We start from the raw sequence: 25,145 nt of genomic DNA on the forward strand, positions 1-25,145 counted from the left end.
GCGTGCGCAACCCTGCCGCAGCGGCAATATCACTCGGATTCATAATTGCTCCATCCCCGCCCATGCGGGGGTCAGGCTTCAGAACAGATTAAAAAGAGACGGGCACTTCAGGGGCGTCACCATTTTGAATTTCATACACCAGCTTAGGCGAACCGTTTTCCCACACCAAAAGCATCGACCGTTTGGGACTAAACCCCTGGTGGCGGCAATAAGCCGGCATGGCCGCCATGTCGCCCGCTTTCATAATTACGCGCGCAAGCGGCTTGCCCGTAGACTTGTCGGCGCAATCCCAGTGAATTTCGTCACTCATCTGGAAAAACCACTCAACCCGATCATTTGAATGCAGAATAGGCAGCATGTGCTCTTCCGTAGTGGGGCACATATAGCTGTGCTTCACCACACTGGTAAATGATGGATTCCATGTCACTTGCGAGCGGCTTAAAAAAGCGAAAAGGTTGAAAGCATGAACCTCATCCTCAAAGCCCGGCTCGGGGTGCAGTTCCGGCTCATCTTGTGGAACGTCTGCAAAGGCGCGATTAATCGGGGCGCCTCGCTCGTCTGAACGCAGTGGCAAATCCCCTTTCAAACCAACACAGCGGGTCGCCAACTCACGGGCGCGTGTAATGGCCGGGCGGTTATGGCCGTTCTTGCGACCATACGGATTGCCCGTTTCCTGAGGGGCCGCAAACGGGTCAAAGCCTTCGTTTGTCCAATCGTCGAGCATGTGCTCAAACGTCACCCGAATCTGATCGGTGGGAAAGTTTTCCAGCAAGTCCACACCGGCTTCCTTCAACGTTGCGTTAAATGCGCCTGCGTGCAAATCAACGGAATTGTAGTGGTTCACGGTGCCAATCACTTCGTCGAAATTAACACCACCATAGAAAAACCCCCACGCCACGTCTCGCATCAACGCTTTCAGGAAGGCCCCCACATCCATACTGTGGGACAACGGACGCCCATCACGGGTTGTCCAGGAAATATGTGCAAAGTATTCGTCGCGTCGGAAATGAAATGAACCCAAGGTAAACGCGTGATAGCCGGTAACTGGGTCGGCTTCCGACATAATGACTTGTTCGGTAACGGCATTCATGTTGTCTCTCTCTATTAAGAATTTAGAATCAGGCGCTTTGGCAGATTTGCGCCCACTTTTCAACCGAAAGGTCGCCCAGGCATGTTTGCAACACCACCACCCCCGGCTCGGTTGAGCGGAACTGATACGCCGTTTGCTTGGGCAACATACCCTGATGCCCGCGCTTAAGCTTCATCCAGCCCATCTTTTGCCCTTTGGGCTCGCCTTGAACCAACACCGCCCCATTTTTCTCGGGGTCTTGAACAGTTTGAGACGCATCCAACTTAATCAAATGCACCTCAACATCCGTATCCATGTTCAATACAAACTCATCGTGCGCGCACGTAAACCAGGGCGACGTGCCCTCGGCACGCAGCGCCTCTAGTACATAAATTTGGTTTTTACCGAAAACCACCTTTTCCCAGGGCTGGGAATGGCTGGCTATTTCGTAGCAATTTGAGAACGCATAATGCTTGACGTCGTCGGAAATTGGCTCGACACGACCCTTTTCGTAGCCCTTCAACGAGCCGAAGCGCGTGTTGTAAGTAACTGACATACTTGCCTCCTTTTTGTAATCATGGAGAAAAGTATAGGTTTGCAACCCCGGAACGAGAACCCCACGCCAGCCGACGCTATTGTTTGCGATTAGAGAACAATAGGCAGGGATATCCCTTAAGGATGTGTGACTTTTATGACGCTTTCAACCCGTTCCAACTCGCACCAAATGCTAAACTTTACTTAATTGGACTGTTAAGGGGAAAGATCATGTACCCGATTGGTTATCCGTTTTGGAAACTGGCTGCGCGTTGCGGTATCACCATACGCATACCTGTTAATGTGGAACGCGACACGCAGGCGCAAGTTTATATCGCCACGTCCCCAAAATTACCCGGTCTGGTTGTGGAAGCCTCTTCTTTAGATGAGTTAAGAGCAGAAGTAATCGATGTAGCGTCGATGCTTATTGTTACGCAAAGCCCACGGCAAATAAAATATTAAAAGCTGCGGGAATCACCCAAAAGCTTTAACCGCGCCTCACCGCCCCAAACTCGCCCTAATCCACCCATAGCCACTCACCAGCACAATACCGGCGGTAACCAAAATAGCGCCCACCACAAAGCTGGTGTCCAACGGTTCATTCAACAACAACACGCCCAGCACAATGCCGAACATGGGGGTCATAAAAGAAAACACCCCCAGGCGCGATGCCAAGTATTTGCGTAGCAACCAGAACCAGCACAAATAACTGAAGAACGAAATAACCACGCCTTGAATCAGCACGCTGCCCCACACCATGGGTGTGTGGTTCACTTCGGTTTGGCCACTTACAACGGCGGCCACCAGCAACAGCGCAAACGCACCAATTAGCTGATACAGCAAAGTTTTGGTGGCCGGCGTGTTCGACAACCCGGTGTTGCGTATCACCACCGTAGTTAAGCCCCATGCTGCGCCCGCCATCAGGCCCAGGAAGTCGCCTAACAATATATTGCTGGCATTCTCGGCCTGGTTGTCACCCGGTGCAAGAAAGGAAATGGCGACCCCCACGAACGCGGCAAAAATACCGAACCACTGCAACGGCGCCAGCCGCTCTTCGGGTATCGTGAAATGCAAACCCAGGGCCGCAAAAAACGGTGCAGTATAAAGAAATACGGCCATGTGCGAGGCCGTCGTGTAGCGCAAGCCTTCCCCCAGCAGCAGGAACTCCACCGCAAACAAAAAGCCCACCACCAGGCCGGCTTTCCAGGTGCCGTCGCCCAAGCTCAGCGGAATGCCCCGGCGCCACATCACAAACGCCACCAGGGCGGCACCAATAATTGAACGCAAGGCAATTTGAAACGTGGGCGCCATGTCGGCCGCCACGGCCTTAATGGCAATTTGCTGAAACGCCCAAATCAAACACAACAACACCATCAGGCTGAACGCCTGAGAGTCAATTTGCTTTCTGTCTGGGACCATTACGCTTCGTCGGAATGATTCGCTACGCCCCGCCGCACCACAATAGGCACCGCCCCCAACTGCTTCTTGGCCACCCACTGCGCCAACGAAGCATCCAGGTAATCGGTATGGCCCGGAAACCAGTCGGCCAACGCCACCGACAAGCGGCGAATTTCGCCGGCTTCGCCACCGCCCTCAACGTATTGCGCCACTTCACGCATGGAATTCAACACCCCCGCGTGCTCATTCGCATGGCACTCACGCGCCGGAAACGCCGTGGTTTCCATGTAATGCTCTTCCTGCGCGAAATGCGCTTCGCTGTGCTGAATAAGCTTGTACAAATGCGGCAGCAATTCGCTTTCAGGCACCTTCAGCAAGGCATCCACAATATCAACAAACTCGCGATGCGTATCGTCGAAGGGCTCGTACCCCACCAGAAACTTGTCTGTCCAGGTTAGGGACACCGCCGGGGTGTCAGTATGCATGACGTCCACCTAAATTCAATAACAAAGTCAAAAGGCATCATAGCAAAAACCCTAGGTGTGGGGGTGTTTTTGCTGACGACAAATCACTCACTGTTCGGCTTACGCCCCATCCTTTTACTTTCAGAATAGGTAGCTGAGTCCTTATGCGCATACGCCAAACAAACTATTTTTATTCTCTCGACATTATATTTTTTTGTTAATACAATTAAATATTGCATTGCGTAAAGCAAATATGCGAGAGGTACGCTTTTATGAACAAAAAACAGCACAGCAAAAACACCACTGAGCCGGAAAACCCAGAATGGACGGCGTTAGAAGTGAATAGCGCAATGCGCCTAACTGAGCTACCCAACTCGTTACAAAAAAAATTACGTGGTCAAAGAGGACCTCAGAAAGCACCACGAAAGCTTCAAACCGCCATTCGCTTCGACGCCGACATCGTTGAAGCCTTTAAAGCACAAGGGCCTGGCTGGCAAACCCGCATGAACGACGCATTACGTGAATGGCTTAAACAACAGGCCTGATCATCAATTCAGGCGACCCCTGATCAAGGGTTTTTACGCCAGGATAAACATGCGGCGCACTGATCCCTGAATCAACGATCACGTCTTAAAGTCAAGACCTTCCATTTATTAATTTTTGTAGTTACAATAAATTGAAAATTATGTACTCGTGTACACACCCAGGCTTAATTCCCGGCGAATTATTAGTTTGCGTAAAGCAAACAGCAGAGAGGTAAATTTATATGCCGAAACTTAAACCTCACACTATCATCCCAACCAGTCAGGAAGACGCGCAAATTAACCGCGCTATTACCAAAGACCCCGACACCAGCGATTTAACAAAATCGCCTTTCCTGAAACGAGTGGGCCGTCCGCGAATTGCGTCACCCAAAATACAACTGACCGTGCGATACGACGCCGACATTGTTGAAGCCTTCAAAGCACAGGGGCCTGGCTGGCAAACCCGCATGAACGACGCATTACGTGAATGGCTTAAACAGCAGGCTTAGTCAACGCTGTAAAAACACGCGTCACAAAACAATCCCTACATCCAATCAAACAGTCATCGAATTTTCTACAGTTAAGAAAGTCTTCCAACAACTCTTTCTTCCTTGTATAAAATTTGATACATTATATAGTTAATCCAGACAGCCGAAAATCGATTGATTGGCGAGGTTCAACGCTGAAAGACATTCGCAACGACAAAATTTTTAGTTATGAGGCGCGTAAACAAGCAGGCCATCAGTTAAGTTTGCTGCAAGCCGGATTAGAGCCGGACAACTGGAAGCCACTTGACAATCTTGGCACAGGAATAAAAGAGATCCGGATACGCACCAACGGAAACGCTTATCGCATCGTTTACCTAGCAAAGTTTTCGGACTGCATCTATATCCTTCACTGTTTTAAAAGAACGTCAATGAAAATGCACATTGAAACCAAATCAACTCACATCAGCGCCGCAAACAGCAACCTATTCAAAGAGTTAGGTTTTGCCCCAAACGAAGCAAAAAAACTTCACGCCGAATCGCAGCATATTATTTCTGAAAAGTTGCGGCTCAAAGAATATTTAATGAGCGAAATTAGCCAATGGATTGCCGACAACAACCTGAAGCAAATCGAAGCCGCTGCAATCCTGGGTATTACCCGTCCGCGCGTGTCTGATGTTGTGAATAAAAAATTACCCAAGTTCACCATTGATGCGCTGGTAGACATGGTTGCCAGAACGGGGCGAGATGTGCAGCTTTCCGTACAGAAAAGATCGCACGCATGAACGACGCATTACGTGAATGGCTTAAACAGCAGTTTTAAGCCCTAAAACACGCCCCGCCAGTTCAACTGCACGCCGTGGTCTTGCACCCCCGCACCATAAACCCCGCTATACCCCAGCGCCAGCGTGGCAGTGCGTGACACTTGCCCTGCCACACTCAACGCCACATGCAAGGCGTTTTCCAACACCGGTAAACCGTTCGAGGTAAACACCGCCTGGCTGCGGCTATATTTAAAACGCTGGCTGGAGGCCACTTGCGTATCTCCACCCGCGTGGCGCCAGGCCAGGGTAAGCCGCGCCAGCGCCGCACCGGTGGGGGTTTCGATACGCGCCTGCCCGCGCACACCCAATTGGCTATACCACGCTGTTTGGCGCGAAGGGCTGACCGCCAGGGCCGCCGCGCCGCCCTCTTCGGTAAAGCCACCACCGCGCAACTGCACACCGGCCATCCGCACAAAAGGCGACACCGCGTACTTTGCCCGCCCCCATTTCGCAGGCAACCAGGCACTTTCCCACGCGCGCCAGGCGGCTTCACCAAACAGCTGCACGGTGTGGGCCGAAGCCAAACCCGACAGTTGATCTTGCAGCGCCCCTGCCGAAACCACACGGTTTGTATGCACACGATGCCGGCTGTACGCCAAACCCGCCACGGTTGACACCCGATTCCGATGCCACGCCACATTCAACCCAAAATGCAGGGTATCGGCGCGCGCACTGGTATCCGTGCCGCCACCGGCCTGATTCATACGGGCGAATTGACCGCCCACCATGCCACCCAACCACACATTGGGCGCCACACGGTTTTGCGCCCCGGCAAACACCCCTTGCACCGAGCGGCTATCACCCCATACACCATTTCGACCCGGCCGTGAGCGGTCGGCATGAAACGCCCGCGCCCAAGCACAGGCGCGCTCACCTTGCGCAACCGGCGTCGCACGGCCGAATGCCCCGGCGCACCTACCTTGCGCTAACTCATTCAACACCGCCTCACGCACAAAGCGGCTGTCTTCCAGCAACCCAGACTGCACCGACGCCAGCCACCCACCGCCCAGTTGCTGGTAGGCACGGCGCGCCGTGGGGGCATCCAGCCCCACTACGTTATCGAACAAATCGGGGTTTGCCGACTCACCACCCGGCCCGCCATCGTCAATTTCTTCGGCCACCGCCTCTTCATTCGGTGTTTCAGCCGGGTCGGTTAACGGCGTGTCGTTACGCGTTAACGTTAGCGTCACGTTATTCGCGTCATAGCTTAAAGAAGAATCAAGAAACGCCAGGTTGCTGGTCACGGTATCGAAACGGGTACCCGCCAGGCCACCGCCGGCCGACAAAATGGTGAACTGCGTTTCAGGCTGCCAGGCGCCGTTGGCCGCCAGGGTACGCACCGTGCCGGCCAGGTAAGCCGTGCCCCCTACGTTTAACGAATCGGCCTGCCCGTTGGCCTGCGCCTCTACCTCGAACACCGAACCACTACTGAATACCGCATCGCCTTGTACGGTGAACGTGCCAATACTATTGCCGGGTGCCAACACCCCCCCGGACGCCAACTGGAACGAACCCACACTACCCACCCCTTCCAACCGGGCCGACGCATTCACCTGCACCGCACCGGGCAACGCGGTATTCACCGCCAACGCCCCTTCGTTCACCACCCACTGCCCGGCAAACGGCGCCGCATCACCCGTTAAGTTCAAACGCCCCGCACCCTGCTTCACCACCCGCGCATTCCCCAGCAACAAACCGGCATGCTCGGCCTGCCCGCTTGCCACGCGCCAATGCACCTCGGTATTAGGCACCACATGAATACCCGGCGTATACCAGGAAGCCGGCAAGGTCGCCGCCAAGTCCACCTCCAGCGCCTGCACCGCCGAGGCCACGCGCACCCCCGGCGCGTACTCCAGCTCGGTGCCCGTATTGGCATGCACCATGCCCCACCCGGCCGCCGAATTGTGTTCCAGCACCAAACGCCCCTGCAGCAAACGCGTGGTGCCCCGGTATGTATTGGCCGCCGCCAAAGCAAGCGTGCCGGCCCCCAACTTGGTCACGCCCTCCATAGAACCCATTGCATTACTCAAAGACCCGGCCAACCGCGCGCTTGCGCCGTTATACACATTCAGCACCGCCGCATCGCCAATGGCATAAGCCTGCACCGTTTCAAACTCCGCCTGATTCAAATGGGCAATGTCTCCCATGAACACATACGGCGCCTCGGGCAAACCGGGTAAAGAACCAGAACCCTCATTGGCCACCTCGCCCGCCCAGGCCACCGCCACGCCCACGCCCCCTTTCCATGCCCCCGTTGACCCACTTACCAAAAAACAAAACAACACTACACAAAAGCCACGTAAAACCCTTCTTAGATTCAATTTCATCTTTTGTCCTTATCGTTATGTAATTCGCCACGGGTATGACAAATTTGCAACGATTGTGCCGGACAAACTAAAGATATCGGTCAAAATTCCGTAATCATTATTCTGAACCCTGTTTTTCCGCGTTTTGGGGCGTGCGCCACGCACATTAAGCAGGGAAAAATAACAAAACACACAGTAAAGAGGTTTTATGGAAAAGGAATTCTCGCCCACTGCCGTTCTGGCCAATTCGTTAATTACCGCCGGCAAGCAGCTGGGCTTAAGCCACGGTGAACTGGCCGCGGTGCTGGGCCTGCACCGCAGCGCCATCAGCCGCCTGAAACACCGCCCCAACATTAACCCCGACTCCAAACAAGGTGAACTGGCCCTCATGCTGATTCGCATCTACCGGGCGCTACACGCCCTTACCGATGGCAACCCAAAGTGGATCCAGCACTTCATGCGCGAGCCCAACAGCCTTACCGGCGACGTTCCCGCGCGGCAAATACAGGAAATTAGCGGCTTGATGCGGGTGATGTTTTGCGTTGAGTCACTTCAGTATCCGGCGGCTTAATAGTATAATCATTCCGAAATATCGGAATGATTAAAAAGGGTTATGAACATGCACCGCTCCACCGTTTCTACCGCCGAAGCCGCGTTCCTCGCAGGATTATCCGAACGCAAAATCAACCAAGCCGTTGATGATCGCATCTTGCCCGACAACCTTTATGAAAAACATGCCAGGAACCGACGCTTTACGCCCATGGCGGCGGCGTTTGCAAAATTCTATTTTGATACTGAAGACATTATAGTGGCGAATACACGAAAAACCATTCTGAACACCTTATTGGACCGCATTCAAAAACTACACGAAGAAGACCGGAATGGAATTCTTATGTTACGCGCAACAGGCCGCAAAAAAACCTGGCAGATCCACCCTAATGAATTTATTGAGATTGATTTCAATTCTTTCATCACCGACACAAAGTCACGATTTAAGCAGCTCGAAGAAATGGACAAAGTTATTGAAAGAAACCCAAGCATTATGCAAGGGGAAGCCGTATTCAAGGGTACACGCGTACCTGTTCACTTGGTTTTGGAGTACTTAAAAGCCGGAGAAAGCCTAAAAGCGCTACAGGAAGACTACCCTTTCCTGACCGAAAACAAAATCGAATTGGCGAAGCTATACAACGCGTTACACCCAAAACGGGGGCGCCCCAAATCTGTGAAGCTAGCCCACTCAGACTTTTAAAAGTCTAATGTCTAAACCGATTAGCCACACAGCTACCCCGCCCCTGAACATTCGCCCCCTGCACGGCACCCTGTACCGGTTCGCCACGCCTGCCTCGCACCAGGCCACGCTTAGCCTTACCGGCAACCTGCGTGCCGCCGCCGTACTGAACAAGCTGTTGGAAAGCGCCACCCCGCCCAAGCTGGTATCGGTGGCGCCACTGGTGCAACAGGCCCTGCTATGCCCCACCGGGCCGTGGGGCCACCCCATGCGCGGCACCAACGACGCCGGGCTTATCGCGGGTTCGGCCCACCTGCACGGGGCAATAAACGCCTGCGCACAACGCCAGCAACAATTCTGGAACAGCATGCCCCCACACCCCGGCCTGCCCTACTTACACAGCGCCCACAGCCTGTATTCCATGACATTCAACACCCCCAACGGCTTAAGCCTGCGAGCCATTGAACTGCCGGTGGAACAAACCCACACCACCGCCCAAATCCTGCGCGCCTACAACGTAGCCGTATTTACCTACCCCGCAGCCGACCCGATGGACGCCCCCGACATGGGCGTGTTGCACCCGAACGCGCTTGTGAACAGTGAAACGCGGCTTGCAGGAACGTGGGTGTGTGAGGTCAATGCAAACAGGGCTTACCTTTACCAGTGCCAAAAGAGTATTCCTCTTGGCTTACTTACGCAGCAACGGTAATGCCTGTCGCATTCGCATTGCTCGCAGGCTCTACATTGATCTCCACGTGCTGGCCAAGCGAAACAAGTGCTTGCATCAGTCGCTCCAAAGAGATGTTCTGAAGCTTATAGCGCCGCACTTGAGACACCTTCGGTTGGGTCATACCCGTAATCGATGCCACTTCAGCCTGCGTCAAGCTGCGTTGACTGACCAGTTCATTGAGTTTGAACGCAAGTGCCGCCTTGACTGACAGCTCTTCGGCATTGTCGAACCCCAGATCCAGCAACACATTATCAGTACCTTGCGGATAATCTTTGCGCGTCATCATTTTCTCCCGCTCAGCCCGTAACGGGAGAGCACTGCTTTCAGTCGTTTCTCAATCAACTCCACATCAGGTCGTGGGGTAGCGATACCGGATTTGGACTTCTTCTGGAATGCATGAAGCACATGCACCGCGTTGCCTAGCCGAACCGTATAAACCGCGCGAAAGGTGTCTCCCCGATAATCGTCCACCAATTCATGCACTCCAGTACCGAGCCCCTTCCAAGCCTTAGCCGAGTGAGGTTTGCCACCCAACTGAACCACAAACAACGCCACGCCCATGTCTTTCTGTACATTGACAGGAAACTCCTTGAAGCTTTTTCTAGAAGACCCCTCCCAATACAACACCTTCCGTTTATCTGCCATTAATTATATCCGTTCGGGTATAAAACGCAAGCCTCACTGACCTCGGCCTGAACCATTCCCTTCAAAATAGCAGTTAAAAATCGTTAAGTATCGCTATTTACGTATAAGTACGAAATCCAGCAACCGGCCACACGCCTGGGCCACGCGTTCCACCGTAATGCTTTGAATATCACAAGTACCGTTATCGGGCGTCAGCTCCACCGCCCCGCTGCGGTGCCAGAACCATTGCGGTTCATGGTCATGAAAAAGTCCCACATACTTGCCCGCCACATTCTGCGCAATGTGCGACGGCCCGCAATCGTTCGCCACCATTAAACGGGCGTGCAGGCACAGGCGGGCAATGTCGGCCATGCTGCGGTTGCGCGCCACGTGAAAATCGGCCCGGCCCAAACCCGCAATGTAGTCCGCCTCTTGCGCTTCGCCCGGCCCGGTAATAAAGCAGAAAGACTGCAGGCCGAACTGTGCTTTCAGAGCATCGGCCAGGGCCACATACGACCCAATATGCCAGCGCTTGTACGCACCCGCCCCGCCACCAGGTATGAACACCACCTGGGCAAGCGGCAAGGTTGGGTCGGCAGTTTCAGCCAACGCCGCCATGGCACCCCTTGCCACTGTTTCCGGGCAAAAGTCACTAAGTTGCCGCGCCAACTGCAAATTCGCCAGGCCCAGGTACTCATTGGGGTCTTTCTTCCAGCGGTGCGTCCATAAAAAGTCGCTTACCCGGCCATTACGAAACCCCGAGCGCACGCCAATACGGCGCAAAAACGTAAGCAACGCATATTGCTCGCTGGAGTAATGCAACACGAACGAACGGCTGACCCCTTTCAGCGCCGCCAGCTTCTTGCGCGCACATTCAGCCTGAATATAGGAATCGACCCACGGCGTACTTTCGTAATGCGCCGCGATGGGGTCTGTCCCGACCACATGGAGCCTGTCGTTTGGAAAGAGTTGCCTTAACTGATACAGCAAAGGGTAGGTAACAAGATGGCCACCCAAAAACTGCATGCTGCGAAGGAAAACAACGTTGGTGGCCATAAAGAAGAAAAGTAAAGTTCGCGCCAGGCGATATTATAGTTATTCTTCCGAATCCGGCCAGAACTGCATGTAGTTGCAACGCAACTGTGCCTGTTCGCCGTAGCGCAGGTCATACGCCAACAGTTGGCCTTCTACCGTTCTTAGCGCCCCCGTAACCACGGGCGTGGCATCGGCCAGCTCCGCTGTACCTTCTTCCAAGCGCCCGCAAAAACCCACAACAGGCTTACTAACGGCCTCAACCCGCACGTTCGACACTACCTGATCGTTCGACAGCAACGGGTTCGTGCGCACTGCACTTTGAATGGCCTCCAACTCAACAGGCGTTGCATTACGTTTGGGGTTGGCCCGCACTTCACCCGCCGTGCCATTGGGCAGAATGTCACCTTCAGCAATCGGCTGAGTGTATGACTCAATCGGCAAAATACAGCCACCCAAAGTCGCCATGAGCACTGCCACCACTACCATTCCAATTCGCTTAACAAGCACTTGCACCACCCATATGAAATAATCACCATAAAAACCGTAACCGCACACCGCTATGCCCAACCTTATTCCGTGCTTTGTGATTAACCTTGAAAAAGATACACAGCGGCGCAGCGCAATGCAAACGCGCCTGGCCAAGCTGGGTATTACCCCCAATTTTTTCAAGGCCGTTGACGGGCGGTTGATGAGCCCGGAAGCATTGGAAAGCCATGTTAACCGCATCCGCGCCCAACAGGAATACGGCAGCCTTAGCGCCGCCGAAATCGGTACCTCGTTAAGCCACATTGGCATTTACCAGGAGATGGTAAGGAACCAGATGCCGTACGCTGTGGTTCTGGAAGACGACGTGTGTCTGGATGCAAACTTCGCCACCTACCTGAACACTCATGGCCCCGACAGCTTGGCCGCCCATTTCGCCCCCACTCAGGCCGCAATGGTGCAGCTTACCCATATAACGCGCGGCAAACGTTTCGGCGCCAGAACTCTAGGCCAAACCAAGAATAAAGCAGTGCAAGCCAGCGGCGGCGTGTGGCTGGCCAGTGGCTACTTCATTACCCTGGCCGCTGCCGAAAAACTGGCCGAACACCTCTACCCGGTATGGACGGTAGCCGACCATTGGAACCGCTTTGAAGAAAAAGGGCTGGTGTCGTTATGGGCGCTGCAACGCAATGTTGTGTGGGAAGCTCAAGAAGCGCAGAACTCAAACCTCAGCCCCACCCGAAAACCGCGCGTGAAGCCCAAGAAAACCCTGAAAACACGGTTAAACCGACTCTTTTATGAATTGGTGAAGAAACCGTTTTTTACACAAAAACTGAAGCGGCGAACGTGAAACGGAGAAGGGCAAGAGGTAAGTCGTGGTGGGTTCAGACATATAATCACAACCGTCCAAATACAAGTTTATTTGAGCTTACCCATACCTAAGCTCATAAACGACGCCAATCTAAGCTTTACTCATTCCACTCCAACCAGATGGTTTAGCCTGTCCCATGCTCAGTTACCTGATTGTTGCTTTATATGTCCTCACGCCGGTTACCTTGCTAACCAGTCATAGTTTGCCCAGCGCGCTGTTCTATCTTACCGCCGTGCTTGCACTTGCTTTGCTGGTGAAACAACGATTTGTTGGCGGGCTGGAACAAACAATACGGTATTGGCCGTTAATTGCGGGCTACGGTGTTCTCTTTGCCGCGGTGGCTATTTCTTCCTTAGTCCACAGGCATTGGGCGGGCGCAAATAGCGAAGGTGCCCTACGTTTTTTCCTAGGCTTATGGGTGTTTATATTGGCGCTGCCACATATCGACAAGAACCTATTACGGCACACCTTATGGGGTATCTTTTTGGCCGGACTCATATCAGGGGGCATTATTCTTTGGCTGTCCTGGACAATTCGCATGCGCCCCGATACGCCTGCCCTGATTCTAACCACATATAGCTCTATTACCTTGCTGTGCGCAGCCATTACTATTTACGCCTTGAAGTACCCTCTTACCAACAAGCCTGGCATTGAGCGCACACTAAAAATAGGCGTAGCTTGTGTGGCTTTTGCCGGCTTTGTGGTAGCCCAAACGCGCACCGGCCTTCTAGGCTTACCCATTCTTCTTGTTGTTGGTGTTTTATTGTTTGTTAGCCTGAAGAAACCTTTAAAACTCGTAGGGGTAATTCTGATCCTCTTTGCCGTTGTTGGCGGTTTACTACTATCGAACGACGGCATTCGCTCAAGAGTGATTAAGGTCTATGATGAAGCCATCACCTGCCAAACAGAGAACGTGCGCACCTCAACCTGCGTTCGCCTGCAGCTTTGGCGCGCCGCAATCGACGCGGGAAAAAACAACCCCTGGGTAGGACTTGGGAACGGCAGCCATTTTGACGACTACGTTGAAAATGTAGCGGTACCAAAAGGGTTGGCGGCACCGTTTGTCGTTGATATCCATTTCGGCGAACCTCATAACGACGTATTAATGATGTTTGCCGCTTTCGGCGTTCCAGGCGCCTTAGGACTACTACTGATCTACATTGTGCCAGCCATCTATTTCGCGATGCGATTAACACCGCAGCACGCTTCACAAATTCGTGCTGCGGCAGCAATGGGCTTGGCGCTGTGCCTGGGGTTTGCTTTCTTCGGGCTTTCAGAAACCATGTTCAGGCGAATGAACACAATGGGATTCTATGCAATGTTTGTGGCCTTATTTATCGTCTTGTCAGACAGGCATAACACTAGTGATAACACCCAAAGCCTCCACGCGCCGAAATGAAGATAGGGCTATTCAGAAGCTGACAACAATAGAAATTGAAATGGCGCACTTAACAGCCTTGACAACGACACAGCTAACCTATAATTGACAACAGTCGCCATGAGCCGTTCTCCTTTATTCGTCGGAATTACTCAATGATGCATATGCGTCTTCTTCTGGTTTTCTTATTCGATTTAGGCAGTGTTGTTGTTGCCTGGGTCGGCGCCTTCTTGTTCCGGTTTAACTTCGACTGGCCTTTTTATTACGAAAGCACCATTGCACTGGGCCTTATACCGCTTGTTATCACTCAAATTATTGCATCGCGATGGGCAGGGCTTTATCGTGGCATGTGGACGTTCGCAAGCATTCCCGATTTACGACGTGTATTAAAAGCTGTGTTGGCATCGGCGCTTGTGCTGCTAATGCTAGCCGCACTTGCTCGTAGTTATTTACCCATACCGCGCTCCATCGTTATTCTGTACCCGATTCTGCTCTTACTCATTATGGGCGGTGGCCGTATTAGTTGGCGCATGCTCAAAGAGCACTACCTCTATCGCAACGAAAAGGGGCAAGGCAAGCCCATTATTGTTATTGGCGCGGGCACCGCCGGTGCAATGCTGGTTCGAGAACTTGAACGCAGCCCAGAATGGAATGTTGTTGCCCTAGTGGACGATGATCGAAGCAAATGGGGTCTTGAGCTTTCCGGGAGACGTGTAGAGGGTGGTATCGACTCTTTGGCAGACGTGCTTGCTCGATGGCAAGCACAACACGTTATTTTGGCAATGCCGTCAGCCCCTCCCCCCGTTCTTCAACGAGCCACCACCAACGCTACTCAGGCGGGCGCTAATGTATTCACGGTGCCAGGGTTATCTGAATTAATGAGCGGGCGCGTTTCCATCAACAGCATCAGGCCAGTCCGAATTCAAGACTTATTGGGCAGGGAAACCGTAAAAATTGAAGACGACCACGTCGCCACACTACTGGCGGGAAAACGTTTGCTCGTCACAGGCGCTGGCGGCTCTATCGGCAGTGAGCTCTGTCGACAATTAGCCAGGTTCAACCCGGCAGTAGTCGTGCTGGTAGAGTCAAACGAATATGCGCTTTACCGCATCGAGCAGTGGTTCAAAACCTACTATCCGAATACACACACGGTACCGTTGGCTGGCGACGTAAAAGATCGCACACGCATGGAAAATATTTTCCATAACTGGAATCCACATATCATTTATCACGCCGCTGCATATAAACACGTGCCGCTTATGGAGGTCGACAACGCATGGGAGGCTGTGCGCAACAATGCTCTTGGCACATTAGTCGTGGCCCAGTGCGCCCAAGCATCGAATGCCGAACGCTTTATTCTTATCTCAACAGACAAAGCAGTAAACCCGACAAATGTCATGGGTGCCACTAAACGCGTCGCCGAAATAGTGTGTGAGTCACTATATAAACAAAACCCAAAAACACTTTTCCAGGTCGTTCGGTTTGGCAATGTTCTGGGGAGCACTGGCAGCGTTATTCCGAAATTTCAAAAACAAATTGAACGTGGCGGGCCGGTCACCGTAACCCACCCCGACATCACTCGCTATTTCATGTCTATTCCCGAAGCTGCCCAGTTAGTACTGCAAGCATCAGCCATGGGTAAAGGCGGGGAAGTCTTTGTGCTCGATATGGGTGAGCCTGTAAAGATAGTCGACCTTGCCCGCAATATGATTCGGCTGTCTGGCTTTACGGAAGAAGAAATTCCTATTACGTTCACAGGGCTGAGACCTGGGGAAAAGCTTTATGAAGAATTACTGGCTGATACTGAAGCCACATTGGAAACACCGCATGAAAAACTTCGAATAATGCAAAGCCGCCAACCAGGTCATGTCACATTTCAAAACATTCAAGAATGGATTTCAGACTCTGCTTACAAAAATGATCAAGAAGTACGCACACAACTCAAAGCTTGGGTCCCAGAATACCAACCCACGTGGCAGAGCACAGGCCACAATGTCGAGCCTCCTTGCACTGAACTGCTCACAAGTATGAACCAGAAGGAAATGTGATGAGCCAGCGGGCCTTCGCCACCACATAACCACACTGAAATGAATAATCGACTGCAGCGAATCGAAATAGAAAAGCTTTTGAACCCCGCTACAGTCGTTGCAGCGTTTTTTATATTAATTACATTCGACGCACTGTACATACACAAGGCCCATTACCTAGTCTTATCCTCAATACGATACGTCATTCTCTGTTTGTGCTTATTAACGTTATTCTTCAGCACGCGCTTGCTGGCAACCGACAGACCCACCATAACAACAAGCGTCATTTTCGTTTCAACACATACAGCTCTTCTTCTATACGGGCTAAGCCTTTCCTACTACTTTGGTGGCTGGCAATATTTTCTGGCACACCCCGTATTACTTTCCTATCTGCTGATATCAATGGCTTTCGGGGTGGCGCTGCTTCATGCAATGACAGCCCAAGACAGCGCTAAAAACAGGTCATACCTGAACATAACAATTACTTCATATATTTTTCTGGCATTTGTATTCTTGGTGCTAACGCAAGCAATTTCGTTTGCTCCCCTTCCCGAATTTCATTTCGATACTTTTGGCGAAGGTGACCCCCGCACCTATAGTCAACCTACTACCGCGCTATTTGGCTTAGCTAGCATTTTGTTTTTTCTGCAATCTTATCAACGTGCTTTTTGGCTTCAGCTTTTTTGGTTACTTGCCGCGTTTTTTTGTCTTTATTTATCTATGGCGGCCGGAGCCCGAGGTGAGTTTGGTGCTACCGTTTTGGTTTTACTGCTTGTTGCGATAAGAAAACCCTTGTTAACACATTACAGCCTTATCGTATTGTTTTTATGCGCTATCGGTATTTACCTTATTCAAACAGGTTTATGGCAAGAAATTTCAATTCTGGAGCGTTTTTTCTACCTGATAGAAACACAAAGCTTCGGGGAAAGAGACCGCTTTATTTACGAATCAGTAAACTTATTAAAAGAACAACCCATTTGTCTGCTGAGTGGTTGCGGGTTGAATTATTTTCAAAACCACTATGGCAATACTTTTGGCCTGTATCCGCATAACTCAATTATTGAACTTATTATCAGTTATGGTGCCACCATTGGAACTGGCTTGGCTTTTTTAACGCTGAAAGGTATTTGGAAGGCTTATCGCAGTGAACAGGGCAAAGAAAGCTTCATTTTCTACTTTGCGTTGTACTTATTCATTCTCTCTCTAAAAAGCGGCTCTCTGGTCAGCATAACGACTTTACCCGTTATGCTGGTATTCGCTTTTGTGGCGTGCCATAAACCAATAAAGAGTCTCTGAATGCAGGAATTGCTTCGTTCCACACGCATTGTATTAGTAGGTATGGCTACCTCCCAAGCCATACCAATTCTTGGCTCTCTTCTTATTACGCGGCTCTATCTGCCAGATGCCTTTGGCATTTTCGCTGCATGGGTAGGCATGACCTATGTCGCAGCCATATTACTAACGGGCCGCCTTGAAATGGCGCTGGCTATCGTGCCCGATGGTGCAAAACGCCGCTATGGCGTACTTGCCACTACTCTTACCGCGCTCGTATCCTCCACACTACTTTTTATGGTCGTGGCAGTGTTAGTGACTGGCTGGCCCAACTTGTTTCCCAGCATACCCACCTCGCTAATCTGGCTCTTTATACCCGCTTCACTCTCAATTGCCATTTCACACATTTGGCAAAATTGGGCTGCGGCCAATGGCGCCTACAAAATACTTTCGAAAATGCGTGTATCGCTGGCACTGTGCGTAACAGCGCTACAGATTGTGGTAGGGTATTTTTTACCAACCGCTCTTGCCCTTGCCCTCACATACGTAGTGGGTACATGTGTTGGCTGTTTAATAAGTATCAAACTATTGCCGTTACATTTTGAGGGAAACCCTTCAATACGACAACTGATCCCTCAGGTCTTATCGTTTCTTCGCAGCCAAAAAAGTTTCCCCAAATTGGCGCTGCCTGCCGGGGTTATTAATTCGGCCTCGTCCCAATTACCTTTAATTTTCATTGCAAGTAAATTTGGGGTTGAAGCGAGCGGCCTTTATGCCTTGGCTACCCGGGTACTGGGCGCACCGATCGGTTTAATGGGCAAAGCCGTTCTGGATGTTTTTAAACGCACAGCTTCAAAAGAATTTAGAGAGCAAGGGCATTGCCGTAAGACCTACCGGGAAACATTTCTAATTTTGGGACTATGTGCGCTTGCATTGGCAATCGGGGTTATATGGCTAGCCGAGCCGGCGTTTGGCTGGTTGTTTGGCCTTGCCTGGAAAGATGCCGGCACAATTGCAGTTTGGCTAATGCCGCTATTCGCTATGCGCTTCCTTGCAAGTCCACTGAGCTATGTTTTCTATATAGCGAACAAACAAGGGGTTGAGCTGATCTGGCAATGTATTTTGCTCATGACGACCGTTGCCAGTTTTACCTTCTCGGCTTCGTTCGAACAGAGCATTGATTTTTACGTTGCAGGGTACGGTACTTTGTATGTGGTGTACCTGGCATTGTCGTATCGATACAGCAAAGGTTTAGGCGGCCGGAGCCATAATACCCATTAAGTCCTTGGCACTGAGCGACTACATTACCCTTGCCGGCCTGTAGCCCGCGCCATCACCAACGCCAACGAATCGCATGTTTGCTGAACATGCTCCAAACGTAACGTGGGGTGAACCAAAAACATCAAGCTTGTCTCCCCCAATGCCTTGGCAACAGGTAATCGTTCTTGGGGCCGAAATGTCGTATTATCAAAGGCTCTCTCCAAATACACCTCAGAGCACGAGCCGGAGTAAGCAGGTACACCCACCTCAATCAACTCTTGCAAGATGCGGTCACGCGACCAACCTTCGGCTAGGTTATCGGGCTGCACGAACACATAACACTTGTACGCCGCATGATGTACATACACAGGCACAGACGGTACGCGCAACCCAGGCAAACCTTTTGCCACAGCCCAAATTTTTTGCGCATACGCGAGCCGCTTTTCATTCCAGCCTGCCATGCGTTTTAACTGAATCCGTCCAATTGTCGCTTGCATTTCAGTCATACGCCAATTGGTGCCAAACGATTCATGCAACCAACGAAACCCCGGAGGATGCTCCCGTTCATAAACGGCATCCCAAGACTTTCCATGGTCTTTGTAAGCCCACATTCGTTTCCACAAAGCAGTATCGGAAGTGGTCACCATGCCGCCCTCTCCGCCCGTTGTCATGATCTTGTCTTGGCAAAAAGACCACGCCCCCACATGACCAATCGACCCAACAGATTGACCTTTATATTTTGCGCCATGCGCTTGAGCGCAATCTTCAATGACCCATAACCCAGCCTTTTGTGCCAGCGCCATAATAGGGTCCATCTCGCAAGGCCAACCGGCCAAATGCACACAAATGATCGCTTTAGTTCGCGGGCTCAGCACCCTTTGTATCGTCTCAGCAGTTAGGTTCTGAGAGTCGGGATCAATATCGGCAAAAACCGGCACTGCACCCGCATTCACAACTGAAGATACCGAAGCCAGAAATGTTCGCGGTGTAACTACGACCTCGTCACCAGGGCCGACCCCCAACCCCTTCAAAGCCAAATCCAAGGCCACCGTGCCATTCGCAACTGCGACCGCATGCTTAACACCCACCCAGTGGGCAAACTCGCGCTCAAAATTGCGACCCTCCTGGCCTGTCCAGTAGTTAACACGATTCGACAACAAAACCTGTTGAACCGCCAGCGCTTCCTCTTCAGTAAAGCTTGGCCACGGAGGAAAATTTGTACTCAACACATTGTTTCTCTTAATGTCTAAACGAGTGAACGAGCGGGGTTACCCACCACCGTTGTCTTCTCGGCTACAGGTTTTAATACAACCGCACCGGCCCCCACCACAGCCCAGGCGCCAATCACAATATTTTGCTTCACGACCGCGCCCGCGCCTATCCAGACACCTTGACCTACGGTTACGGCACCAGACAGATGCGCACCGGGGCTAACGTGCACCGCATCGGCCAACGCGCAATCGTGGTCAACGGTGGCTCCGGTATTCACAATACACGCGTGCCCTACCGACGCATCGATATTGATTGCCGCGCAAGGCATTACTACTGATCCCACGCCAAGACTCGCGTAACCACTTATTTGCGCTGAGGGATGCACAATGCTAACCAAAGGCGCATTACCAGCCAAGAGCTTTTCATGAAACTCCCAACGGGTGCGGCAATCACCAATTGACACCAATACGCCATCGTACTCAGAACTACGTGACAACAGGGACTCGGAATTGCCCACTATCGGCCAAGCCCCGTGACCGGCTCTTGCCGGCCAACAATCGTCGAAAAATTCAATGCGTTCCCAGCCACACTGACCGGCCAAATCGGCCACTACCTTTCCATGGCCACTGGCCCCCAGCAGTGCCAAGCGCTTCATCGAGAGTTCCCTTTAAATTTGGACATCGTGGCCTCACCTTTTGCCGTTATTCCTTCACGCTGTATTACTTTACGAACCGTTAACCACAAAATACGCAAGTCCAGCCAAAGCGAATGATGATCAACGTACCAAACATCCAACTCAAACCGCTCTTCCCAATTTAAAGTATTACGGCCATTTACCTGTGCCCACCCTGTAATACCGGGGCGTACTTCGTGGCGACGCGCCTGAAAAGAAGAATACAAAGGCAAATACTCCATTAGTAGGGGGCGCGGCCCAACCAGGCTCATATCACCTTTCAGCACATTCCATAACTCTGGTAACTCATCCAAACTAGACGCGCGCAAGAAACGCCCAAACCGCGTCAAGCGAAGCGCGTCGGGCAAAAGCTCACCTTTTGCATCTCGGGCATTCGTCATGGTTCTGAACTTATACATGGTAAAAGGCTTGCCGCCCAAGCCAGGCCGAACCTGGCTGAACAATACCGGCTTGCCCAAAGCCAAGCGCACCCAAACCGCCAGCACCGCACCGGGCAATGCCAGCAACAACAAGAGTATCAACGCTGCAACAATGTCAAATCCGCGCTTCATGTATCCTCGGGAAATAGAATATCCGCATATTGCTGCGCCAGCGTTCGATATTGCCGATTAGCCAGAAGCCATTCGCGACCTTTGTTTCCCATCGCTTCGCGTTCGGGCGCCCCCATGTCTGCATAGCGTTTTATCTCATCAGCCAATGCACCTACATTACCAGCCGGCACGAACGACCCACACTGGGCTTCGTTAATCATGGACGGATACCCCGTATAGGATGCAACCACCGGCTTTCCTGCCAGCATGTAGTCGATAACCTTGTTCAGCGATTGCCCATAAACCCAAACCTCGGACACATGCACCGAGAAGTACACAACATCACAATAGCCAAGCACCGACGAAACCTGATCTTTCGGAACCTTGGGCGCAAAAGTAATGTTAGGCAAGGAACCATACTCGGCCTCGTAAGCCTTACGTAAGTCACCATCCCCCACCAGCAAAAAATGAATATGCGGTTGATCTTGCAACGATCTGGCGCACAGCAAAAACGTATCCAAGGCGTTCGCGATGCCCATGCTACCCACATGCGCGACGACAAACTTTCCTTGTGGTATCCATTTCAATCGGTAATCTTCAGGTAATGGCGGCGGCACAGCAAGTGCCGTTTCGTCCACCCCCATAGGAACACAATGCACGAGCCGAGGGTAACCCAGCACTTTAGTAACATGCGCCTGCAAATTTGGCATGGTGCCCACAACCTCGTCTGCATGCTTGTAGGCCAGTTTTTCAATAAACCCCAACGCCAGTACAAACGGGTTCCAGCGACTAACCCCCCCCTCTTCCACAAGCGTTAGCGGCCAGATATCGCGAATCTCCACAACAAGACGGCAACCGAGCCACTTGCGCCACCAAAACCCATTCAGTACGGTTAGTAACGAAAGGCTGGAAACAACCACCACATCGGGCCGGGGCAACGAACTCTTGGGAAAACGCAATAAACGCCATTCAAAATCAAACCAACTTAGTACGCGCCGCATCGACTTCGCAACGTCGTATTTCATCGTGCGCAACCAGCAAAGCTGCAGGCCATCCACTTTCTCTATTTTGTAGGGGGAGTCAAGCCTGGGAACCTCGGCCAGTTTGTTCGAGTCTGACGTAATAATGACGCAGTTGTATCCCAACTTCGCCAATTCACGCATAATTAAATAGCCCCGCCCGCCTGCACTCGCCTTGGCAGGAGGCGACACATACTTCGATACATACCAAATACAAGGTTTCATAAAAAGCCTGAGTCCTGCCAATTAGTACAAGCGCGGAATGCGGTTCACTACCTTAATGACCTCTTGAAAATCCAAACCTACGGCATCCAGATACCATTTGATATTAGGATAACGTGGGGTGTTTTCCTCTTGAACCAACGCCAGCGCTTCGTCGCGACTGATATCGCCTTCACGAATTTGGTTACTGCGGAACGTGTCGTGCTCGGTAAAGCCCGCAACGGTGTAGTAAATATAGTTGTAGAACGCGGCGGTGCCGTCACCAATACGCCAAGTGGTTTGGGTATCAGGCGCACGCTCCCAATCGTACTGGTCTAAGGTATCTTCAATTAACCGCTCATCCCAACGCCAGTAATCGAATATATGGTAGTAGTCGGTTTTCTTCGTGAAGCTTCGGTAATACTCGCCCGATAAGGTATCCCATAAGGAACTGTTGAAGTAGCCAGGACTTTGCAACATGGCTTTCAAGCGTAAATATTGGTATCGAAGTTGTTTCATCGCGCCATGGCTGTATACGCGTTTCTCTTCAAAATTGGGTGGAATACCCAGAAACCCTGCTTTGAAATGCGTGACCTCTAAAGGGTTGATACCCCACAAGTTCAAGCTAATACCGGTTTGCTGTTTAATGGTTTCAATATGTCGAAAGAAGTGCTTATCGCCCGCCGTTAAAATACTGATCATGCCTAAATGGGGCGACTTTAACCATGCTTGTAAATTCATTCGAATATTGCGCCGCTTTTTGGCAATGTCGTCGGCCACAATAATATTCTCCACTCCTAGCTCGGCGCACATGCGACTAATATTACGCCGACCCAAGTCAGTTACCATGCCCCAATCATAGGTGTACGTTACCGGCTTCATCTTCAGTTCTTTCACGACAAGATGCAAACCATAGCAACTGTCGCGCCCCCCGGAAAACGGCACAATACAGTCGTTTCCTTCTGTTCTTCGATACTGCTCAACCACTTCAAATAATTCTTCTTTCGGCCGAGGACGATTGCGAGGCTTGTAATGGCGGCAATAATTACAGACCCCTTGCGAATCGAATGAAATAAACGGCATGGTTGACGGCAAAATGCAGCGCGTGCAACGTTGCAAATTATGGGGATGGTATTCCAGCAAACGCTCTTCCGAAGCAGAAAAGGTCAGCGGTGGAATCAAATTGCCCGCGCGCCCAGCGCGATCGGACACCTGCATGGGCTTTTCCGTGGCCGGAATATCAAGCACGACAGAATCCCGAACCTGAACGATGGTGTCACACCCTACCTCTTCCAGCGGGAAGCTTTCCGAGGCAAAATAGATGCACCCTGCCTTATGGCCTGTGTACAGGCTGCCATTATTCGAAAACAAGCACAACTTCCCCAGCTTGGGCAGCACCAATGCACAGGCGACAACACCGCGACAAAGTTGCAACACCGCTTCGGCAATCCCGTCTACTTCCCCGCCGCGCGACAAATGTTGTGCCGCAATCGCGTTTATCACCTCGGTGTCTATTTGCAGCGCCGGACTTTGCTGAATATGAGGCCATATCTCTTCATGATTCACAATAATGCCATTGTGAATGACGGCAACATTGTCGCGAACAACCGGTTGATTATCCGTTAGCCCGTTGGTAATTAAGCGACTATGCCCCATTACTACTTGGGAATGATATGGCGAGACCTCGTGAACCAAACGGGTAATGGCGTAGTCGGCCCGGCTCACTTCATAATGGTCACCCTGGAAGAACAACAAACCGCTGGAGTCGCGCCCACGTTGTTCAGCGCGCCGTATAAGACGATTCAAATCATCACGCAAGAGAGTAGACGATGAGACAATGCCAAAAATTCCGCACATAATTCTTGCGTTCCAATCCAATTAAAAGCCGGGCTCAAAGCAGCCCTGTAAACTGTATGCCTACCGCATTATAATCACCCGCTAAGTCATAACACCTAGCCTCGCTGGTGGCTAAACCTCTATAATCTATAACTTTATCGACTCGTTTCTTAAACACAAAACCCTTTAACTATGAAAAACTTCGCACTTATTGGTGCCGCCGGCTATATTGCCCCCCGGCACATGCAGGCTATCAAGGCAACCGGCAACGACCTGGTGGCCGCCCTTGATATGAACGACTCCGTTGGCATTATCGACAGCCACTTTCCTGATGCGGAGTTTTTCACTGAATTTGAACGCTTCGACCGCCATATCGACAAACTACGCCGAACAAAATCTAACCAAAAGGTGGATTTCGTTTCCATTTGCTCACCCAACTATCTGCACGATTCGCACATGCGCTTCGCGTTGCGCTCTGAGGCCGATGCCATCTGTGAAAAGCCGTTGGTGTTGAACCCCTGGAATATCGACGGCCTGCTAGATATAGAAAAAGATACCGGGCGCAAGGTAAACACCATTTTGCAATTGCGTGTTCACCCGGCCATTATGGCCCTGCGCGAAAAAGTACAAAATGAATCGAAAGACACCAAGCACGAGGTAGACCTTACCTACATCACGTCTCGCGGGCATTGGTACCTGCAGTCGTGGAAAGGCGATGAGAAAAAATCGGGCGGCATTGCCACCAATATTGGGGTGCACTTTTTCGATATGTTGCACTTCATTTTTGGCAAGCTACAAGCCAACATTGTTCACCACTCGTCCGACACGAAAGCCGCCGGCTATCTGGAATACGAACACGCACGCGTACGCTGGTTCTTGTCGATTAACATTGAAGACGTGCCCGCCGCGCAGCGCGACAAAGGCCAACGCACCTTCAGGTCGATTACCGTTGACGGTGAAGAAATTGAATTTTCCGGCGGCTTTACCGACCTGCACACGCGTAGCTACGAAGAGATTCTGGCGGGGCGTGGCTATGGCCTGGAAGACAACCGCACCGCCATTGAAACCGTCGCGTCTATTCGCCACGCAGCCATTGCCCCCTTAAGCGGCGATTTCCACCCATTCTTGAAAAAAGATTAAC

At 51.6% G+C, this 25,145-nt stretch carries 27 protein-coding genes; 13 read left to right on the forward strand and 14 right to left on the reverse strand.

Annotated elements, in window-relative coordinates:
- Nucleotides 1–88: 88 nt before the first annotated feature.
- Both CJO09_RS07170 and CJO09_RS07175 read right to left on the reverse strand, forming a co-directional pair.
- On the reverse strand, nt 89–1,090 hold the full coding sequence (locus CJO09_RS07170; protein ID WP_119441740.1) for a hydroxyquinol 1,2-dioxygenase: 1,002 nt from the start codon (nt 1,088–1,090) through the stop codon (nt 89–91).
- 28 nt (nt 1,091–1,118) lie between these two features.
- On the reverse strand, nt 1,119–1,625 hold the full coding sequence (locus CJO09_RS07175) for a cupin domain-containing protein (RefSeq protein WP_119441741.1): 507 nt from the start codon (nt 1,623–1,625) through the stop codon (nt 1,119–1,121).
- 209 nt (nt 1,626–1,834) lie between these two features.
- Here CJO09_RS07175 and CJO09_RS07180 point away from each other — a divergent pair, with 209 nt between their 5' ends.
- Nucleotides 1,835–2,065 carry a DUF1902 domain-containing protein gene (locus CJO09_RS07180; RefSeq protein ID WP_158582727.1) on the forward strand — a complete coding sequence of 77 codons (231 nt, stop codon included), beginning with the start codon at nt 1,835–1,837 and terminating at the stop codon, nt 2,063–2,065.
- 36 nt (nt 2,066–2,101) lie between these two features.
- Here CJO09_RS07180 and CJO09_RS07185 read toward each other — a convergent pair whose 3' ends face one another.
- Complete coding sequence (locus CJO09_RS07185; RefSeq protein WP_119441743.1) at nt 2,102–3,022, reverse strand: DMT family transporter; 921 nt, start codon at nt 3,020–3,022, stop codon at nt 2,102–2,104.
- On the reverse strand, nt 3,022–3,486 hold the full coding sequence (locus CJO09_RS07190; protein WP_119441744.1) for a bacteriohemerythrin: 465 nt from the start codon (nt 3,484–3,486) through the stop codon (nt 3,022–3,024). Before CJO09_RS07190 ends, CJO09_RS07185 begins: the two co-directional genes overlap by 1 nt.
- Nucleotides 3,487–3,737: 251 nt before the next feature.
- Here CJO09_RS07190 and CJO09_RS07195 point away from each other — a divergent pair, with 251 nt between their 5' ends.
- The 3 genes from CJO09_RS07195 to CJO09_RS15845 all read left to right on the forward strand — a co-directional run bounded on the left by CJO09_RS07195 (nt 3,738) and on the right by CJO09_RS15845 (nt 5,259).
- Nucleotides 3,738–4,010 (forward strand): BrnA antitoxin family protein, encoded by a 273-nt coding sequence (locus CJO09_RS07195; RefSeq protein WP_119441745.1) that lies wholly within the window; start codon nt 3,738–3,740, stop codon nt 4,008–4,010.
- Nucleotides 4,011–4,231: 221 nt separating this feature from the next.
- Nucleotides 4,232–4,498, forward strand: coding sequence for a BrnA antitoxin family protein (locus tag CJO09_RS07205; RefSeq protein ID WP_119441747.1), 267 nt, complete (start codon nt 4,232–4,234; stop codon nt 4,496–4,498).
- Nucleotides 4,499–4,611: 113 nt separating this feature from the next.
- Nucleotides 4,612–5,259 carry an XRE family transcriptional regulator gene (locus CJO09_RS15845; RefSeq protein WP_119441748.1) on the forward strand — a complete coding sequence of 216 codons (648 nt, stop codon included), beginning with the start codon at nt 4,612–4,614 and terminating at the stop codon, nt 5,257–5,259.
- A gap of 41 nt (nt 5,260–5,300) precedes the next feature.
- On the opposite strand, the gene CJO09_RS07215 is transcribed toward CJO09_RS15845, so the two are convergent.
- Nucleotides 5,301–7,625, reverse strand: coding sequence for an autotransporter outer membrane beta-barrel domain-containing protein (locus tag CJO09_RS07215; protein WP_119441749.1), 2,325 nt, complete (start codon nt 7,623–7,625; stop codon nt 5,301–5,303).
- A 187-nt stretch (nt 7,626–7,812) separates the two neighbouring features.
- On the opposite strand from CJO09_RS07215, the gene CJO09_RS07220 reads away from it, so the two are divergent.
- From CJO09_RS07220 to CJO09_RS07230, 3 genes are read left to right on the forward strand one after another with little or no spacing between them, the layout of a single operon-like run.
- Nucleotides 7,813–8,175, forward strand: a complete 363-nt coding sequence (locus CJO09_RS07220; RefSeq protein WP_119441750.1) for an antitoxin Xre-like helix-turn-helix domain-containing protein — start codon at nt 7,813–7,815, stop codon at nt 8,173–8,175.
- Between the two features lie 48 nt (nt 8,176–8,223).
- Complete coding sequence (locus CJO09_RS07225) at nt 8,224–8,853, forward strand: DUF433 domain-containing protein (protein ID WP_158582728.1); 630 nt, start codon at nt 8,224–8,226, stop codon at nt 8,851–8,853.
- 7 nt (nt 8,854–8,860) lie between these two features.
- Entirely contained in the window at nt 8,861–9,541 is a 681-nt protein-coding gene (locus tag CJO09_RS07230) for a hypothetical protein (RefSeq protein ID WP_119441752.1), read from the forward strand.
- Here CJO09_RS07230 and CJO09_RS07235 read toward each other — a convergent pair.
- The 4 genes from CJO09_RS07235 to CJO09_RS07250 all read right to left on the reverse strand — a co-directional run bounded on the left by CJO09_RS07235 (nt 9,525) and on the right by CJO09_RS07250 (nt 11,707).
- On the reverse strand, nt 9,525–9,845 hold the full coding sequence (locus CJO09_RS07235) for a helix-turn-helix domain-containing protein (protein ID WP_119441753.1): 321 nt from the start codon (nt 9,843–9,845) through the stop codon (nt 9,525–9,527). The two genes, CJO09_RS07230 and CJO09_RS07235, sit on opposite strands and share 17 nt — an antisense overlap.
- Nucleotides 9,845–10,207 (reverse strand): type II toxin-antitoxin system RelE/ParE family toxin, encoded by a 363-nt coding sequence (locus CJO09_RS07240; protein WP_119441754.1) that lies wholly within the window; start codon nt 10,205–10,207, stop codon nt 9,845–9,847. Before CJO09_RS07240 ends, CJO09_RS07235 begins: the two co-directional genes overlap by 1 nt.
- Nucleotides 10,208–10,300: 93 nt before the next feature.
- On the reverse strand, nt 10,301–11,242 hold the full coding sequence (locus tag CJO09_RS07245) for a glycosyltransferase family 9 protein (RefSeq protein ID WP_119441755.1): 942 nt from the start codon (nt 11,240–11,242) through the stop codon (nt 10,301–10,303).
- Nucleotides 11,243–11,281: 39 nt separating this feature from the next.
- Nucleotides 11,282–11,707 (reverse strand): hypothetical protein, encoded by a 426-nt coding sequence (locus CJO09_RS07250; protein WP_147404908.1) that lies wholly within the window; start codon nt 11,705–11,707, stop codon nt 11,282–11,284.
- Nucleotides 11,708–11,780: 73 nt separating this feature from the next.
- Between CJO09_RS07250 and CJO09_RS07255 the strand changes: the two genes are divergently transcribed.
- From CJO09_RS07255 to CJO09_RS07275, 5 genes are all read left to right on the forward strand, one after another.
- Entirely contained in the window at nt 11,781–12,554 is a 774-nt protein-coding gene (locus tag CJO09_RS07255) for a glycosyltransferase family 25 protein (protein ID WP_119441757.1), read from the forward strand.
- 223 nt (nt 12,555–12,777) lie between these two features.
- Nucleotides 12,778–13,974, forward strand: coding sequence for an O-antigen ligase family protein (locus CJO09_RS07260; protein ID WP_158582730.1), 1,197 nt, complete (start codon nt 12,778–12,780; stop codon nt 13,972–13,974).
- A gap of 134 nt (nt 13,975–14,108) precedes the next feature.
- Nucleotides 14,109–16,001, forward strand: a complete 1,893-nt coding sequence (locus tag CJO09_RS07265; protein WP_119441759.1) for a polysaccharide biosynthesis protein — start codon at nt 14,109–14,111, stop codon at nt 15,999–16,001.
- Nucleotides 16,002–16,040: 39 nt separating this feature from the next.
- Nucleotides 16,041–17,276: a hypothetical protein gene (locus CJO09_RS07270; protein WP_147404909.1), complete on the forward strand. Its 1,236-nt coding sequence runs from the start codon at nt 16,041–16,043 to the stop codon at nt 17,274–17,276.
- On the forward strand, nt 17,277–18,533 hold the full coding sequence (locus tag CJO09_RS07275; protein ID WP_119441761.1) for a lipopolysaccharide biosynthesis protein: 1,257 nt from the start codon (nt 17,277–17,279) through the stop codon (nt 18,531–18,533).
- Nucleotides 18,534–18,556: 23 nt separating this feature from the next.
- Here the strand turns inward: CJO09_RS07275 and CJO09_RS07280 are convergent, their stop codons facing one another.
- The 5 genes from CJO09_RS07280 to CJO09_RS07300 are packed head-to-tail and all read right to left on the reverse strand — an operon-like array spanning nt 18,557 to nt 24,025.
- Complete coding sequence (locus CJO09_RS07280) at nt 18,557–19,741, reverse strand: DegT/DnrJ/EryC1/StrS family aminotransferase (protein ID WP_119441762.1); 1,185 nt, start codon at nt 19,739–19,741, stop codon at nt 18,557–18,559.
- 17 nt (nt 19,742–19,758) lie between these two features.
- Complete coding sequence (locus CJO09_RS07285; RefSeq protein ID WP_119441763.1) at nt 19,759–20,379, reverse strand: acetyltransferase; 621 nt, start codon at nt 20,377–20,379, stop codon at nt 19,759–19,761.
- On the reverse strand, nt 20,376–20,969 hold the full coding sequence (locus tag CJO09_RS07290; RefSeq protein WP_119441764.1) for a sugar transferase: 594 nt from the start codon (nt 20,967–20,969) through the stop codon (nt 20,376–20,378). The genes CJO09_RS07285 and CJO09_RS07290 overlap by 4 nt, the downstream gene beginning before the upstream one ends.
- Nucleotides 20,966–22,192 carry a glycosyltransferase family 4 protein gene (locus CJO09_RS07295; RefSeq protein WP_119441765.1) on the reverse strand — a complete coding sequence of 409 codons (1,227 nt, stop codon included), beginning with the start codon at nt 22,190–22,192 and terminating at the stop codon, nt 20,966–20,968. The genes CJO09_RS07290 and CJO09_RS07295 overlap by 4 nt, the downstream gene beginning before the upstream one ends.
- Before the next feature lie 21 nt (nt 22,193–22,213).
- On the reverse strand, nt 22,214–24,025 hold the full coding sequence (locus CJO09_RS07300; protein ID WP_119441766.1) for a glucosamine 6-phosphate synthetase: 1,812 nt from the start codon (nt 24,023–24,025) through the stop codon (nt 22,214–22,216).
- Nucleotides 24,026–24,196: 171 nt separating this feature from the next.
- Between CJO09_RS07300 and CJO09_RS07305 the strand changes: the two genes are divergently transcribed.
- A complete protein-coding gene (locus CJO09_RS07305) occupies nt 24,197–25,144 on the forward strand; it encodes a Gfo/Idh/MocA family oxidoreductase (protein WP_114419239.1) in 948 nt (315 codons plus the stop codon).
- The last annotated feature ends 1 nt before the right edge of the window (nt 25,145 follow it).

Source organism: Neopusillimonas maritima, assembly GCF_003576595.1.
GTDB classification, from domain to species: Bacteria; Pseudomonadota; Gammaproteobacteria; order Burkholderiales; family Burkholderiaceae_B; genus Neopusillimonas; species Neopusillimonas maritima.

Excerpts from the sequence above, each read along its gene's own strand:
- CJO09_RS07170 (WP_119441740.1), bottom strand. The coding sequence starts at position 1,090 with ATGAATGCCGTTACCGAACAAGTCATTATGTCGGAAGCCGACCCAGTT.
- CJO09_RS07175 (WP_119441741.1), bottom strand. The coding sequence starts at position 1,625 with ATGTCAGTTACTTACAACACGCGCTTCGGCTCGTTGAAGGGCTACGAA.
- CJO09_RS07180 (WP_158582727.1), top strand. The coding sequence starts at position 1,835 with ATGTACCCGATTGGTTATCCGTTTTGGAAACTGGCTGCGCGTTGCGGT.
- CJO09_RS07185 (WP_119441743.1), bottom strand. The coding sequence starts at position 3,022 with ATGGTCCCAGACAGAAAGCAAATTGACTCTCAGGCGTTCAGCCTGATG.
- CJO09_RS07190 (WP_119441744.1), bottom strand. The coding sequence starts at position 3,486 with ATGCATACTGACACCCCGGCGGTGTCCCTAACCTGGACAGACAAGTTT.
- CJO09_RS07195 (WP_119441745.1), top strand. The coding sequence starts at position 3,738 with ATGAACAAAAAACAGCACAGCAAAAACACCACTGAGCCGGAAAACCCA.
- CJO09_RS07205 (WP_119441747.1), top strand. The coding sequence starts at position 4,232 with ATGCCGAAACTTAAACCTCACACTATCATCCCAACCAGTCAGGAAGAC.
- CJO09_RS07215 (WP_119441749.1), bottom strand. The coding sequence starts at position 7,625 with ATGAAATTGAATCTAAGAAGGGTTTTACGTGGCTTTTGTGTAGTGTTG.
- CJO09_RS07220 (WP_119441750.1), top strand. The coding sequence starts at position 7,813 with ATGGAAAAGGAATTCTCGCCCACTGCCGTTCTGGCCAATTCGTTAATT.
- CJO09_RS07225 (WP_158582728.1), top strand. The coding sequence starts at position 8,224 with ATGCACCGCTCCACCGTTTCTACCGCCGAAGCCGCGTTCCTCGCAGGA.
- CJO09_RS07230 (WP_119441752.1), top strand. The coding sequence starts at position 8,861 with ATGTCTAAACCGATTAGCCACACAGCTACCCCGCCCCTGAACATTCGC.
- CJO09_RS07235 (WP_119441753.1), bottom strand. The coding sequence starts at position 9,845 with ATGACGCGCAAAGATTATCCGCAAGGTACTGATAATGTGTTGCTGGAT.
- CJO09_RS07240 (WP_119441754.1), bottom strand. The coding sequence starts at position 10,207 with ATGGCAGATAAACGGAAGGTGTTGTATTGGGAGGGGTCTTCTAGAAAA.
- CJO09_RS07245 (WP_119441755.1), bottom strand. The coding sequence starts at position 11,242 with ATGGCCACCAACGTTGTTTTCCTTCGCAGCATGCAGTTTTTGGGTGGC.
- CJO09_RS07250 (WP_147404908.1), bottom strand. The coding sequence starts at position 11,707 with ATGGTAGTGGTGGCAGTGCTCATGGCGACTTTGGGTGGCTGTATTTTG.
- CJO09_RS07255 (WP_119441757.1), top strand. The coding sequence starts at position 11,781 with ATGCCCAACCTTATTCCGTGCTTTGTGATTAACCTTGAAAAAGATACA.
- CJO09_RS07265 (WP_119441759.1), top strand. The coding sequence starts at position 14,109 with ATGATGCATATGCGTCTTCTTCTGGTTTTCTTATTCGATTTAGGCAGT.
- CJO09_RS07270 (WP_147404909.1), top strand. The coding sequence starts at position 16,041 with ATGAATAATCGACTGCAGCGAATCGAAATAGAAAAGCTTTTGAACCCC.
- CJO09_RS07275 (WP_119441761.1), top strand. The coding sequence starts at position 17,277 with ATGCAGGAATTGCTTCGTTCCACACGCATTGTATTAGTAGGTATGGCT.
- CJO09_RS07285 (WP_119441763.1), bottom strand. The coding sequence starts at position 20,379 with ATGAAGCGCTTGGCACTGCTGGGGGCCAGTGGCCATGGAAAGGTAGTG.
- CJO09_RS07290 (WP_119441764.1), bottom strand. The coding sequence starts at position 20,969 with ATGAAGCGCGGATTTGACATTGTTGCAGCGTTGATACTCTTGTTGTTG.
- CJO09_RS07295 (WP_119441765.1), bottom strand. The coding sequence starts at position 22,192 with ATGAAACCTTGTATTTGGTATGTATCGAAGTATGTGTCGCCTCCTGCC.
- CJO09_RS07300 (WP_119441766.1), bottom strand. The coding sequence starts at position 24,025 with ATGTGCGGAATTTTTGGCATTGTCTCATCGTCTACTCTCTTGCGTGAT.
- CJO09_RS07305 (WP_114419239.1), top strand. The coding sequence starts at position 24,197 with ATGAAAAACTTCGCACTTATTGGTGCCGCCGGCTATATTGCCCCCCGG.